Source organism: Arsukibacterium sp. UBA3155, from assembly GCA_002364615.1.
In the GTDB taxonomy this organism is placed as follows: domain Bacteria; phylum Pseudomonadota; class Gammaproteobacteria; order Enterobacterales; family Alteromonadaceae; genus Alishewanella.
Window position 1 is genome coordinate 1 of record DEYP01000026.1, and the last position, 13,980, is coordinate 13,980.

14 protein-coding genes are annotated in these 13,980 nt (G+C 49.7%); 6 read left to right on the forward strand and 8 right to left on the reverse strand.

The window, feature by feature from the left end; genetic code table 11:
- The first annotated feature begins 177 nt into the window (after positions 1–177).
- The 3 genes from B2X65_RS13920 (at position 178) to B2X65_RS13930 (ending at position 3,483) form a co-directional block, all read left to right on the forward strand.
- Positions 178–1,749, forward strand: coding sequence for a methyl-accepting chemotaxis protein (locus tag B2X65_RS13920; protein ID WP_290613529.1), 1,572 nt, complete (start codon positions 178–180; stop codon positions 1,747–1,749).
- Positions 1,750–1,925: 176 nt separating this feature from the next.
- Positions 1,926–2,822: a hypothetical protein gene (locus B2X65_RS13925; protein WP_290613531.1), complete on the forward strand. Its 897-nt coding sequence runs from the start codon at positions 1,926–1,928 to the stop codon at positions 2,820–2,822.
- On the forward strand, positions 2,797–3,483 hold the full coding sequence (locus B2X65_RS13930) for a CPBP family intramembrane glutamic endopeptidase (protein WP_290613533.1): 687 nt from the start codon (positions 2,797–2,799) through the stop codon (positions 3,481–3,483). The genes B2X65_RS13925 and B2X65_RS13930 overlap by 26 nt, the downstream gene beginning before the upstream one ends.
- Positions 3,484–3,544: 61 nt before the next feature.
- On the opposite strand, the gene B2X65_RS13935 is transcribed toward B2X65_RS13930, so the two are convergent.
- The 4 genes from B2X65_RS13935 to B2X65_RS13950 form a co-directional block, all read right to left on the reverse strand.
- Complete coding sequence (locus tag B2X65_RS13935; protein ID WP_290613535.1) at positions 3,545–5,800, reverse strand: amino acid permease; 2,256 nt, start codon at positions 5,798–5,800, stop codon at positions 3,545–3,547.
- A 101-nt stretch (positions 5,801–5,901) separates the two neighbouring features.
- Positions 5,902–6,906, reverse strand: coding sequence for a cytochrome d ubiquinol oxidase subunit II (locus B2X65_RS13940; protein WP_290613537.1), 1,005 nt, complete (start codon positions 6,904–6,906; stop codon positions 5,902–5,904).
- Positions 6,903–8,297, reverse strand: coding sequence for a cytochrome ubiquinol oxidase subunit I (locus B2X65_RS13945; RefSeq protein WP_290613540.1), 1,395 nt, complete (start codon positions 8,295–8,297; stop codon positions 6,903–6,905). Before B2X65_RS13945 ends, B2X65_RS13940 begins: the two co-directional genes overlap by 4 nt.
- A gap of 23 nt (positions 8,298–8,320) precedes the next feature.
- Complete coding sequence (locus B2X65_RS13950) at positions 8,321–8,872, reverse strand: GbsR/MarR family transcriptional regulator (RefSeq protein WP_290613542.1); 552 nt, start codon at positions 8,870–8,872, stop codon at positions 8,321–8,323.
- Positions 8,873–9,049: 177 nt separating this feature from the next.
- Here B2X65_RS13950 and umuD point away from each other — a divergent pair, with 177 nt between their 5' ends.
- Genes umuD through B2X65_RS13965 form a run of 3 tightly spaced genes read left to right on the forward strand, consistent with a single transcriptional unit; the run spans position 9,050 to position 11,047 of the window.
- Positions 9,050–9,481, forward strand: a complete 432-nt coding sequence (gene umuD, locus B2X65_RS13955) for a translesion error-prone DNA polymerase V autoproteolytic subunit (RefSeq protein ID WP_290613544.1) — start codon at positions 9,050–9,052, stop codon at positions 9,479–9,481.
- Positions 9,478–10,782 carry a translesion error-prone DNA polymerase V subunit UmuC gene (gene umuC / locus B2X65_RS13960; RefSeq protein ID WP_290613546.1) on the forward strand — a complete coding sequence of 435 codons (1,305 nt, stop codon included), beginning with the start codon at positions 9,478–9,480 and terminating at the stop codon, positions 10,780–10,782. Before umuD ends, umuC begins: the two co-directional genes overlap by 4 nt.
- A 40-nt stretch (positions 10,783–10,822) precedes the next feature.
- Complete coding sequence (locus B2X65_RS13965) at positions 10,823–11,047, forward strand: hypothetical protein (RefSeq protein WP_290613548.1); 225 nt, start codon at positions 10,823–10,825, stop codon at positions 11,045–11,047.
- Positions 11,048–11,057: 10 nt separating this feature from the next.
- Here the strand turns inward: B2X65_RS13965 and B2X65_RS13970 are convergent, their stop codons facing one another.
- The 4 genes from B2X65_RS13970 to B2X65_RS13985 all read right to left on the reverse strand — a co-directional run bounded on the left by B2X65_RS13970 (position 11,058) and on the right by B2X65_RS13985 (position 13,857).
- Positions 11,058–11,897, reverse strand: a complete 840-nt coding sequence (locus tag B2X65_RS13970) for a hypothetical protein (protein ID WP_290613550.1) — start codon at positions 11,895–11,897, stop codon at positions 11,058–11,060.
- 9 nt (positions 11,898–11,906) lie between these two features.
- Positions 11,907–12,284, reverse strand: a complete 378-nt coding sequence (locus tag B2X65_RS13975; RefSeq protein ID WP_290613552.1) for a GntR family transcriptional regulator — start codon at positions 12,282–12,284, stop codon at positions 11,907–11,909.
- A 199-nt stretch (positions 12,285–12,483) separates the two neighbouring features.
- Entirely contained in the window at positions 12,484–13,437 is a 954-nt protein-coding gene (locus B2X65_RS13980; RefSeq protein ID WP_290613554.1) for a PA2778 family cysteine peptidase, read from the reverse strand.
- Positions 13,438–13,476: 39 nt separating this feature from the next.
- Entirely contained in the window at positions 13,477–13,857 is a 381-nt protein-coding gene (locus B2X65_RS13985; RefSeq protein ID WP_290613556.1) for a PA2779 family protein, read from the reverse strand.
- Positions 13,858–13,980: the final 123 nt, after the last annotated feature.

A 13,980-nucleotide genomic window follows, 5' to 3' on the forward strand; every position in this document is an offset into this window, starting at 1 on the left:
CAAGGGATTTAAAATCCCTCGCTCGAAAGGGCGTGCCGGTTCAAGTCCGGCCCCGGGCACCATTTAAATCTAATCCTGTTATTATTTTATTTTCCTTTTTAAAAACAATCATTACTTTAAACTGTGCAAAAAGTTGCTATGGTTAACTTCTATTCAGCTACTTAAGCGATGGTCTCAATGAGAAATAACCAGCCGGTCACCCAGAAAGAATATATTTTTCGCGCATCTGACAGATTAATTTCAGGAACTGATGCTAAGGGCAACATCTCATATTGTAATGACGCTTTTATAGAGGTAAGTGGCTTCAAAAAAGAAGAGCTGATTGGAAAGCCTCACAATATGATCCGCCATCCTGATATGCCCCCTGAAGTTTTTAAAGAAATGTGGCAAACCATAGCATCGGGTCATGTCTGGATGGGGCTGGTAAAAAACCGCCGTAAAAACGGTGATTACTACTGGGTAAGCGCCTTTGTTACCCCGGTGTTTGAAAACAGCAGAGTGGTGGGCTATGAGTCTGTCAGAGTGTTGCCGCTTGAAGATGAAAAAGCCCGCGCTGAAGCCGCGTATGCCCGGTTAAGAGCGGGCAAGTCGAACTTGTCAGTTTTTTCACGTACCGGTGCAGCGCTACAAGCACTGGCGCCGGTTATTGTGCCTGGCATACTGGCCAGTATTCTGGGGTACAGTTTATCTGGCGCTGTAGCAGGTACCATAATACTTACTACGACGGTGCTCTCGGCAGCATGGTTAGCTGCCCGGCAAAAGTCTCAGTATCTGGATATTGTCAGCATTAGCCCGGATTCTTATTCGAATGCTATGGTGGCAGAAACCTACTTTGCCGATGTAGGAAGCAAGGCAAGGGTGAAGTTAACGTTAGCCTGCGAAATCGCCCGCAGCAGAACGGCGTTAACCCGTATTGCCGATGCCGCCGCGGTGCTGGATTCTATTGTTCAGAACACCCAGCAAGAATCTGAGTCTACTTCGGCTGCCGTGATGCAGCAAAGCCAGGCCACCCAGCAAATTGCTTCGGCTATTACTCAAATGTCTCAGGCAATCCAGGAAGTTGCAGGCAATGTGCAAACTAACTCGGTCAGTGCGCGTAATGCGCTGGGAAGTGTGGATGACGGTGCAAAACTGGCCAATGAAGCTAAAACGGCCATCGATGCTCTTAGTAGCTCGGTAGTGAGCATTGCCGCGACAGTGCGTGAGCTTGCCGAGTCTACCAATGAGATTGGCCAGGCGGCTAATCTGATTTCTACCATTGCCGACCAGACCAATTTACTGGCACTCAATGCGGCTATTGAGGCGGCCCGTGCTGGTGAGCAAGGCCGGGGATTCAGCGTTGTTGCTGACGAAGTGCGCGCCCTGGCTGGGAAAACGCGGGAATCAACCGATAAAATTCATATTATTGTGGAAAAACTGACGAAAAGGGCAATGAGTGCGGTAGGCACCTCTGAAAAAGGGGAGCAAGCGGCCCAGCATGGCGTAGAAACAGTGGAGCATACGCGCCAGGCGCTGAACAACATTCGCGACGCTGTTCGCACTATTACCAACTTAACCGAGCAAATGTCAGCGGCCGTTGAAGAGCAAAGCACCGTGGCAGAGCATATTAATCAGCAAATTGTTGAAATCTCTGACAGTACCTCGGTCACGCAGAACTCGGCCAAAGGCGCACTGGATGCCAGTAAGCGTCTGGCAAAAACTGTAGCCAATATGCGCTCGATTATTGACCGCTTCTCGGGAAAGCGCTGAACCTAATCCGTTTAGCCGGGCTACTCTGTTTTGCCAGTGGCTGTCGCTGGCGTAATTACAGAAACTGAGACTCCGACTTCAGCTAACCTCACGGGCGCTTTAGTGACTTTTGGCACTAACAGCGCATGGCAGGCCTTGTTAGGCTGCTTAAAACAATCCAACCGTGAGGCGGAACCATGCGACTAACATCCTTTCTGTTAATACTATTAACCATAATGCCCTGGGCGAGCCGCGCTGCCAATGCAGCAGTGGTCGCTAACCCAGCTGAACTGCAACAGGCTACAGTGGCCATGCGTACCGATCTTGATTTAGCCGAGAAGTATATCAAGCAAGCGCTGAAGGCAGCACCAGATAACCCGGAAGTGCATTTTATTTGTGGCCGGATTATGGGCCGGCAAGCAGGCGATGCTATCTTTTCGGCACTGAGCTACGCAAAAAAGTCTTTAACGTGTTTAAAGCAGGCTGTTTTGTTACAGCCGGATAATACCGCTTATCGTCGCGGGCTAGTGTCTTTTTATTTAGGTGCGCCCGGTATTGCGGGGGGCGATGAAGACCTTGCCTGGCAGCAGGTTGAGCAGATTAGCGCGATTGATGCGCTGCAGGGGGCACTGGCCAAACTCAATTTCTACCGGCAAACAGAGCAACAAGACCAGTATCGGCAACTGCTTGAGCAAGGCCGCATTGACTACACTGCACACGCTGAATTTCATTATCGGCACGGCTTATTGTTGCAAGAAGAAAAACACTATACCCAGGCGTTTGCTGCCTTTACTGCTGCAACTCAGGCAGCAAAGGATAATGCAGACGTTTATGTGCTTAACGCCTGGTATCAAATAGGCCGCACTGCGTTGTTTAGCCAGCAGCAGCTGGCAGAGGGTATTGACGCGTTGAATTATTTTATCGCCCATGCCCATGCGGCGGATGATCTGCCGGAAAAAGCCTGGGCCCATTTGCGTCTGGCTCAGCTGCATAAACTCAATGATGATAATGCCCTGATGCAGCAGCATCTTGGCTATGCAGAGCAAAGTAACGATAAGGAGTTACAACGTGAAATCAGACGTTTACAACGTTAAGCAACCCGATCGCCGCTCTGGGTTGATTGCGCTTGTCGCCATCCTGGTTTTCCTGCTGATGGAACTGCCCATCCGTTTGGTGTTACAACCGGATCCCTGGCTGCTGGAAGCCCGGCATTGGTATTTTAATCAGCCACTGCGTCTGGTTATAGAGCTGACCCTGGTAGTGGTGCTACTGGCCATTATCCGTTTTTGTTATCCGACGCTGCTTAAGATTAAGCGCACTCAACTCAGTATGCTGGCTGGGAGCATGCTGGCGAGTGCTTTACTGTTTGGCTTATTAGAGACAGAGCAATTACTGCACAGTTTCTCAGCCGGGTTATGGCTTTGGCTGGCTTGGTTTAGTTCAGGCTTTTGTATCGGCATAGGGCAGGAGCTATTGTACCGGGGACTGCTTTTTACCAGTCTGCAGCGGCATATGTCGCTAGGGTTAGCTACGGCGATGACCACTATTCTTTTTGTTATTGCACCGCTGCATTCGCTGCGCTTATGGCACTATCTGCAGCAGGAGCAATTTACCATAGTGGCAATGTTAGTCGCCATTTACATCGGCGTAAGCCTGCTTTTTCAGTGGTTGCGTAATCACAGTAGCAATGTCATGGTGCCTGCGCTGGTGCATGGCGTTGGAAATGCCGTCACCTGGGTAGCGGTATTCGCCTGAGGGTGATGCCGGCGCTGAACGCCGGCTAATTTTGTTCAAGCTAAAAAAGAAAATGACTGACTTAACCTTCTTTTTGGTCATCGCCATTGTCTGGGTCCGGGTCCAGTTGCATCGACTTTGACGCTTTTACCAATACCAGGTTCGACAGGTTATCGACCAGGCTCTGCAGGCCGACTTCAAAACTATCGACTATTTCATCCTCTTTGACTTCAATTGGGAAAAACACCAGTTCTGACTGGCTGGAATAACGCTTAATACTATCTAAATCGACTTTATCTAGTGCTTCTACTTCAGACTCAATTCGCACATTATCCAGATAGGTTGCGAAAATATCCTGCACTTGCTGCTTAGAGTAGCGCTCTGCCTCCGTAAGAATGCGCAGCTTGGTGTTCTGCCAGCCCCTGGCGCGGGTGCAAAGGTATGCAAACATCAACATAAGTCTGGCAGTAGGGCCGCCGCGCCACCAGATATCAATTTTTCTGCCTTTTGCGGGTGCTTCTTTAGCAAATAGCGGGTCGCGGGCAGAGGCGAGCGCAACCAGATTAATATCGGCTTTGATCATTTCCAGAAAGTTGGCGGCGTAATCCTCTGGTGAATGCTCTTGCTTTGAATCATTCGACGATGTCCAGTTAAGTAGCGCCGTGTTGGGGGTTATCGGGCCAACGCCGTAAGCCGACATTATATGGCGCAAGCCACTTTGAAAGTCAGAGGCCTGCATCACCAGGGTAAACGCCCTGACGTCTGTGTCATCAATAGCTTGCTGATACTGCTTGAGAATTTGCTGCTGCTCGGGTTCATCAGCGTGCTGCGGGTTAACAATCCGGGTTAGGGTAATCAGGCCGCTTTGTCCTTCCAGTACGGCAGAAAAGGTTAATAGTTGCTTATGCCGCTCTGGGGTTTTGGAAAATACCAGCATATGCGGACGCCAGTCTCCGGGGTGGGGCTCCATGCTATTGAGCTCAAACAGCAACTCCCGCACCCGCTTAAACAAGGCACCACGTTGATGATCAGTAAAACTGCGGTGTTGATGACTGCGTGCCAGATACTGGTGCAAACCAAACAATACTGCGATGGCGATTACACAGGCGATAAGATTAATGGCCAGCATGGCGACAACACAGCCTATACCGCCAATAAGGCTGACGATTTTATGTGACCATTTAAAGCGTGGCCGAAAAAAAGGATTGTCTGAGTGCAGCGCAAAAAAGGTCGCATAGTTTAACAAGGCGTAGGCCGCCAGAAAAAACATACTGATAACCGGCGCCAGCAGGTTGAGATCGCCAATGATCACACAAAGCAGGGCGATAGCGGTGGATGCCATCACGGCACGGCGCGGATTATTATCCTGGCCTTCGCCTTTAGCAAACGGTACCAGAAACGGGATCAGCTTATCGCCGCCCATCGCCTGCAGCACCCGTGGTGCGCCCAGCATGGACGCCATGCCTGACGACAGCGTTGCTGCCATGACTGCGGCTGCAACCAGTACGGCCCACATTGCTACGTCGGCCATAATGTAATAGTTATCGGTGAGTTCCGAGATGCTGGCAGTACCGGCCAGTACCAGCGCCACCAGCACATACAGCGCCGCTGACAGACCAATAGCTGCAAAAGTGCCTTTTGGAATAGCGCGGTGCGGCGCCCGTAAGTCGCCTGACATATTAAGGCCCTGGGTAAAACCGGTAATCGCCGGGAAAAATAAGGCAAAGGCCAACCAGAATTGCTCTGCACTGGCATCAGTTTGCCAGTTAGCCGCCAGTGTTTGCTGACTGAATGCCATGCCGCCGCCAATAAAAAAAGACAGTAAGCCACCGGCCACCAGCCCCATTATTAAAAACTGTAATTTAGTGGTCCAGTCGGCGCCCAGCCAGGCAAAAATAAATAACACCACGGTGATAGCACAGGCCAGTATCCGCACACTGAGCCAGTCGGGCAATGCCACCAGATGGTTAAGCACTTCCACCAAACCCATGACATAAAAGGCCACCGAGATAGAGATAGACAGAAATAAGGTAAGGCCTAAAGCGCCGCCAAATGCCGGCCCCAGCGTGCGGGAGATAACATAGTAGAAACCGCCCTCTTTCACTCTTATATCGGTCGCGATGACGGCCAGGGATAAACCGGTTAACAGACACAGGGTGAATGCTGCCGCCATAATCAGCAAGGTACTGGCCAATCCAACCTGGCCAATGACATAGCCGGTACGTAAAAACAGAATAATACCGACGATGGTCAGAATACTAGGCGTAAACACCCCGGCAAAGGTGCCAAATAAGTGGCGGCGGGAATCGGTATTGGCAGAGTCGCTGTGTTTATTCAATATAATGGCCCATGCGAAGCGTTTTGAATAAAACCTAGCACAATGCCGTTACTGTTGAAAGGTACCGCTGCCACAGCACGGCCTAATGGTCGTGCGTATAATCAGTAATATTTTAAGCCATCAGCCTTGCCTCTGAACGCATAATAAGCCAGGGCGGTGTAGCCAATAATCACCGGGATAACCACCACTGCACCCCAAAATATGATCAGCAACGACTCGCGCGAGCTGGCCGCCTGATACAACGTTAACTGATTAGGCACTACAAAGGGGTAGAAGCTCAGCGCCAGACCAAGGAAGCTACAGATAAAAATAATATTACAGATAGCAAAAGGCAGCCAGGCGCCATGGTCTTGTGGCAGGGGCAGTCGTTTCAGTGCTAAATAGCCAATAATAAACATGGCAAAGCACAGTAGCGGAATAGCGGCATACAGGTACGCCATTGGCGGCTCGGTCCACACCTGCAGCGCATTGGCATTAACCAACGGGTTAATGGTACTGACCGCCAGAATACCGCTAAGGGTAAGCACCCCGGCGATTTTACATTGTCTGATAGCATGTAGTTGTAACTCACCGCTGGTTTTGCCAATTAGCCAGGCGTTACCGATCATGGCATAGGCAGCGGTAACGCAAAAGCCGCTAAAACAGGCAAAAATAATACTGCCAGACGTATACTCCAGCCCCATTACATAAATACCCAGCATAAAGCCCTGGCTGAATGTGGCGAGCACCGAACCGGCTTTAAAGGTGTAATCCCAGCGGGTTTTGCGGCTGGCTTTTACCTTAGCCCGAAAATCAAAGGCCACACCACGCAGAATTAAACCGAGTAGCAGCAAGGCTGCGGGCAAATACAACGCATGCAAAATGGCGCTATGCGCTGCCGGAAATGCTACCAGCAATAACCCGACTGCCAGCACCAACCAGGTTTCATTGGCATCCCAGAACGGGCCAATTGAGGCAATAGCGGTGTCGCGCCAGGGCTCGTTCGCCATTGGCAAGGTGATGCCGACGCCCAAATCATAACCATCTAAAATGGCATATAACAGGATAGACAAGGCGGTTAAGCCACCGAAAATCAGGGCTAAATTTTCTGCAGTTAACAAGCTCATAATGCAGCTCCGGTGCGAGTGTCAGGACTGTTATCTTGCAGCGGCTGGCTGCGGTTTTCTACCAGGCCTGGCCGGGTTAGGTCATACTCTTCCACTTCCACCGCGCGGTTAGCCAGCCAGAACAGGGTTTTAATGTATGCTACCAGCAGTACCACATACAGCAGCAGATACATGGTCAGGGTCATGGCGACATGCTCGCCAGGCACTGTGGTTACCGCGTCACGGGTTTTCAGTACGCCATACACCAGGTAAGGCTGGCGGCCAATTTCGGTGACATACCAGCCGGCCAGGGTCGCGACCCAGCCAGAGAAGGTCATACCAACCAGAACTTTTAGCTGTAATGGCGCCAGGTTTTTTTTACGTAGCAGTTGATAGCTGCCCCACCAGGCCATCAGCAACATCAGCATGCCCATACCCACCATTACCCTGAAGCTGTAAAAAACCGGCGCTACCGGCGGATGCTCGCCTTCGAATTCATTTAAGCCTTTTAGCTCGCCATTAGCGTCGTGGGTTAAGATCAGGCTGGCCAGTTTCGGAATTTCAATGGCGAAGCGGTTTTGTTGGGTTTCTTCATCTGGTATGGCAAATAACACCAGCGGCGCGCCTTTTTCTGTGTGCCAGATCCCTTCCATTGCAGCGATTTTCTGTGGCTGATGTTCCAATGTATTCAAGCCATGAAAATCACCGACCAGCACTTGAGTTGGCGCCAGAATAGCAGCACTGAGTAAAGCCGTTTTCAGGGTCAGTTTCGGCGCTTTTTTATTATCGCCTTTTAGCAGGCGATAGGCTGAAATACCGGCCACCAGAAAACAGACGGTCAGCCCCGAAGCCAGCAGCATGTGAATAAAGCGATACGGGAAAGACGGGTTGAAAATAATGGCCCACCAGTCTGTGGCATGAGCAACGCCATCAATCATTTCAAAGCCGGCCGGGGTTTGCATCCAGGAGTTAAGCACTAAAATCCAGAACGCCGAGAAGGTGGTGCCAAGCGCCACCAGAAAAGTCGCCAGGCTATGCACCCAGCGCGGCACTTTGTGAAAACCAAACAACATAATGCCAAGCATGGTCGCTTCAAGGAAAAATGCCGTCAGAATTTCATAGGCGAGCAGCGGGCCCGCTATATTACCGATGCTTTCCATAAAGCCAGGCCAGTTGGTGCCAAACTGAAACGACATGGTAATACCGCTGACCACACCCAAAGCAAAAGTCAGGGCGAATACTTTTACCCAGAAACGATAGGCCCGCATCCAGACCGGATGCTTCGAGATATCAAAGCGTACTTTGAAATAAAATAACAACCAGCCAAGGGCAATGGTGATGGTTGGAAACAGAATATGGAAACTGATATTGGCCGCAAACTGAATACGCGACAAAATTAACGTATCTAACATAACTACCTCAGCAGTAATACGCGCTAAGCGTCTTTTTTCGCCCGAAACTTATCGGTGAACTCCAGCACTTTACTCACACCTGAACCCAGCTTCATCAGCGTGTTCAGTTTTTCGGGTGACAACGATTGTAAGCTTTGCGTCCATTCTGTAATGTTTTCCAGCAAATCGTGAATTTCGGTGATGCGCGTCTGAGCATAAGCCTCATCTTTATTGGCAGCCTCATCCATCATAATATCGCGCAGTAACGACAACGTTGGGTCCATCTCACGTTTACGTCGCTCTTCAAACACTTTATTCGCCATATCCCAGATACTGCCGCGGCAAAAATAATACTCTTTGCGGTCGCCGGCTTTATGTTGTACCTGCACCAGCTGCCAACTGCCCAGTTCCTTTAAACCCATGCTGACATTGCCACGGGAAATGCCCAGTAAGTCGCCAATGTCATTGGCGCAAATGGGTTCTTCGCTCACCACCAATAAAGCGTATATCTGGCCTACGGTGCGGTTAAATCCCCAGCGGCTACCCATCTCGCCAAAGTGGCAAACGAAAGATTCGATCATTGGTGTCATTTGCATGAGTCAATCCTTACTGAACTTTCAGAAATTTCTGAAACTATTGTACGTTCGATCTTTGATCAGGATCAAGTTTTTAGTGCTGGCGCTGTAATTTTTCACCAACGTGGCTGTTGTGCGGTGATTGCCAATTTATCGCTGACTGATATACTGTACATATAAACAGTATTTGAGGTGTGTATGGCTGCAGTATTCATTGGCAATGCCAGTATCTGGCCACGGCGGCGGATACCCTTTTACAGCGACCCGGTGCGGGCTGGCTTTCCGTCACCGGCGCAGGACTATATTGAGCGCACGCTCGACTTAAATGAGCTTTGTATTCGCCACCCCACGGCAACCTTTTTTGTGCGGGTGGAGGGGGATTCGATGATCGATGCCGGCATTTATGACGGCGATGTGCTGGTGGTTGATCGGGCTATTAATGCCGAGCATGGCGATATTGTGGTGGCGGCGCTGGGCCATGAATTTACGGTAAAACAGCTTGCTACTCAGCCGCAGCTGCAACTGCTACCGCGCAACCCGGCTTACCAGCCTATTACGCTGACGGAAGGGGATGAGCTGAATATTTTTGGCGTGGTCACCAATGTGATCCGGCAAATGAAGCGCAAATGAGCAGCAAAGATAACAGCGTGTTTGCGCTGGTGGACTGCAATAACTTTTATGCCAGCTGTGAAAAACTGTTCCGGCCCGATTTAGCCAAGGTCCCGGTGGTGGTGCTGTCGAATAATGACGGCTGTGTGGTAGCACGGTCTAAAGAAGCGAAGCAACTGGGCATAAAAATGGGCGTGCCGGTGTTTCAGGTGCAGGCGCTTATGCGCCAGCACGGCGTGCGGGCTTTTTCATCTAATTATGCACTCTATGCCGATATGTCGCAGCGGGTAATGAGCACCTTGGAGGCAATGGCACCAAAGGTTGAGGTGTATAGCATAGATGAAGCGTTTCTCGATTTAGCGGGGCTGCAGCCGCTGCGAAATTTAACGGCGTTTGGCCTGGAGATTCGTCAGCGTATTCAACAGTGGCAGGGCATTACCGTATGTGTGGGTATAGCGCCGAGTAAAACGCTGGCAAAGCTGGCTAATCACGCGGCCAAAACCTGGCACAAAACCGGTGGGGTGGTCGATTTAACCGATAGAAGTCGTCAGCGCAAATTACTGGCACTGCTGCCAGTAAATGAGGTGTGGGGTATTGGTGGCAAGCTTAGCAAACGGCTGCAGCAGTTGGGGATAGACACCGCGCTGCAACTGGCCGATGCTAACCCTAATTATATCCGGCAGCATTTTTCAGTCGTGGTCGAGCGCACCGTGCGTGAGCTAAATGGTGAATCGTGCATGGTGCTGGAAGACATAGCGTCGACCAAAAAGCAGATTATTTCCAGCCGCTCGTTTGGGCAGCGGATAACCGATAAACACCAGATGTGCGAGGCCATCAGCGAATATATCAGCCGGGCGTGCAATAAACTGCGTCATGAGCAGCAGCAGGCAAAACACCTGACCGTATTTATGCGCACCAGCCCATTCAGCGATAAGGATCCGCCATACAGTGCCAGCAAAAGTGTGGCACTCGACACGCCCGCCAGCGATACCCGGTTATTTTTAGCTAAAGCCATGCAGCTGCTCGATGTGCTATGGGTAAATGGCCACCGCTACGCCAAAGCCGGGGTAATGCTGACTGATTTTTACGACCCCGGGGTAGTTCAACCCGACTTGTTTTGCGAGCAGGCCAATGTGGCTGAGCAGCCGGGGCGAGCGCAGGCCGATCAGAAACTGATGCAACTTATCGATAAACTTAACGCCAAACAAAGCAAGACCATCTGGTTCGCCAGTCAGGGTGGTAAACAGGAATGGAGCATGAAGCGCGACATGTTGTCACCTGCTTACACCACTAACTGGGGCGAGTTGCCTGCAGTGAAGTAACCGCTTGCGTCAATGACCAGAACCAACTCAGGGAGGCACAATGACCACAGAAAATCCTCATCAGAAAGAACATAGTATTGCAGACTTTGAAGCAGTGAAAACGGCGATAGCCAACGGTGAATCAGCACTGGTAAAGGACATACTGGCTGGTCAGACGATGCACAAGCTCGAAAAAGACTATCTGCTCGACTTAGCGCGGCTGGGTAATGACCGCGCTATTATCAAGCTGTTGGACGCTATTCCTGTCAAGCAAAAGCCCGGCTGATCACTACCGGTCAGGGTTGATCTGCTGCTTTTATGACGCTGGCAGGTAAGGTTAGCGTGTAGGCCATGGTGACAATAACAAACTGCAAGTATAACGATTGGACTAACAACTTGTATTCGACCCATTGCGTACCTGATATCCACAACGTGAGTGAGAGATTAAGCAGGGCAACCAGCCAGATAACGAGATTTACATCCAACAGTTTTGACTTAATTGCCTGGCGGTGTTCAGGCAGTTTAATTGCCTTAAATTGATTACTGCGGTAAATCGTGAATAACGTAGTTATAAATACTCCGTTGAGAAGAAGCGCCCCTAGCAGGTTGGCATAGCCAGCAAACCCCGGGAAAGGATGCTGTTTAAAATAAAACACGGTGCTGACAAACAGGAGTTGCGCTGCGACCACGGCCAAAACTAAAGAGGGTGACAATAGCTGATACCATTTGATCGGTTTTAGCGATGCAGTGCGAATAGTGTCAGTATATTGCAGCAGAATAGCATAAAGTTGTTTTTGTTTTAGCGCGATGTACAGAATCGGGAGCGCGGCGATGAAAAACAATACCATCAGTCCGGCTTGGTTGTCCCAGTTAAATAATTCACTTTGATTGCTCTGCGCTTGCCAGGCAACCGCAATACCAAACGCCAAGCAGGCAAATGTCAGAGGCATAAATACCTTAAGTGAGTTGTTGGTATGCTTGGCTATAGCGGGCTTTGCCGCAGGAAACGCCGGGCAGGCAAATGCTTTTGCCAGATATAAATAACGCAGGTAACTAATAATGGGCACTAAACCCAGTGTCACCAAAACCTGCAGCATTGGCACGAAGTATTGCGATTCTGATTGAAAGTTAAACATAAAATATCCTTACCTTTTGTCATTTGAAATAGCATGATTGAACGCGATCCTTATTTCGGAATCAGTGGCGCCTATTGCCCGGTAACGCGCTATATCCTTTGCTAACTCGTTATTTAGCCGTTCGCTGATATCAACCTGAACATTTTGCAGCGCATGGCGATGGACAAAGCTACCTCGGTACCCTTTTGATTCGATAACTTTATCTCGTTCCAGCAGGCTATAGGCTTTAGCGACGGTTTTTGAATTAATATCCAACTCAGAGGCTAACTGCCGGATTGACGGTAGTTGATCACCCGGCATCAAAAGATTTTGTTCAATGGCACTTTTAACTTGTTGAATCAACTGGTTAAACAATGGTTCCGATGAGCTGAGATCAATCGAAATCATGTTGTACTCTCGGGGTTAAGGGAACGTAAGACATGTAACACCGCCTTTGTTGTCGAGCTTCGAATTAGAGACAATACGTATTTCATGGTAACCACATGTACCCATACATCATATGGTACATTAAGCTTAAGATAGAACTTCGCATAAAAAAATGCAAGGGCGTCTTATTATTAATTTTGCTATGAATAGCAGAGAACAGCTATATGTCGGCCTTGAGCGGACACGTTGAGTCGAATGTATTATCGGATTGTTGGTCAGAAAGAATTTGCTGTTGGCTGTCGAGCAGGTTGCTATCTTTTGGTACCAATAGCAGTGCGATTTCAATTAACGCTTTTGCTTTATTTTTGCAACCAAGCTCGTTCAGTAGCACGGCATAATTGTTCAGATACGCCACTTGTTGCCTGGCATGGGGCAGGCCTTGCTTAAACCAATCTGCTGCCTCTAACGGTTTGCTAGCAAAATAATGATTACCCAGCAAAAAATACGGCAACCAGTAGTCAGGCCATTGCCGGGTAGCAGTTATCAGCGCGGCAATGCCTGCGTCGGTCTGGCTGGTATTAATTAAATCCTGACAGGCTTTGGTGTAAACAAAAGGGTCAAGCTGGGTGCTGGCCAGTTCAGGGGGCAACATCGCCAGCAGCCAGTAGTTCGCGCGCTGCCAGGTGCGCTCGAAGGTTGAGAAGTTCAGCCGGTGTGCTTCAGTTACCCCGGTATGTAAAATCATTTCTCTGCTATTGATGTCATAACCCACAACGACCGCGTAATGCCACTGCGGTAACCAGCTAATGGAATTATTTTGCAGCACAATCACCGGAATATTATCGGAAACCAGACTGAGTAACTGGCTCATCGTGCCGCGCTGCTGATAGGCCAGCATGCCCAGCTGACGAGTTGCTGCGGCCATCTCAATTTGTAAGGTACCTTCCAGCGCAGGCGTAAAGGTGTTAGGCGCAATATGTTCCGGGCTGGTGTTCAAACCATGAAAGTTAGCAACTTCTGCTAAGGTTGTGGGTCCGCAAAAGAACGCCTGCTGTGGATAAAACGGCACCTGAGCAATCACATGCTGACCAGCAATGGCCGGCGGTGCTGCCAATAGTTGTTTAGTTTGTGGAGGAGTCTGGCATGCGGTTAAACCAAGTAGCAGACCAGCCAACAGGCTGGCCTGTAATGTAAAGCGGATAAAAAGCACTTATCAGATGGGGCGGATAAACGGGTACACATCGGTAATGCCCATCAGATCAAGCACTGCCACTACCACCAACACGGTAACGATAGTACCAACGATACCACCTGCGGGCATATCGTTTAGCTGGGAGTTAAACGCTTCCAGCTCAGCGTTGGTCATGCTGGCAATTCGCTGTTTAGCATCTGCCGGGCTGACACCCAGCGTCTGCAATTTTTGCTGAACTTCTGCCGTATCGACAAAGGCGAGTACTTGCTGTTTATTGTATTGGTATTGTTGTGTCGCAATCACTTGATCAGAAGTGTAAACACCTGCGACAGCAGGGCTGGCAATTACCATGAGCCCGGCAAACATTAACATGGCACTGGCTGTTAGATATTTATTCATCATGTATACATCCTTAAGCTGATTGTTTTACGGCGAACTTCGTTGTTGACTTAGATTAACTACATGGAGATTTAACGCTGCGCTACGCGTGAAGAGTAGTTGATCTGATAACCCTTTGCAAATACA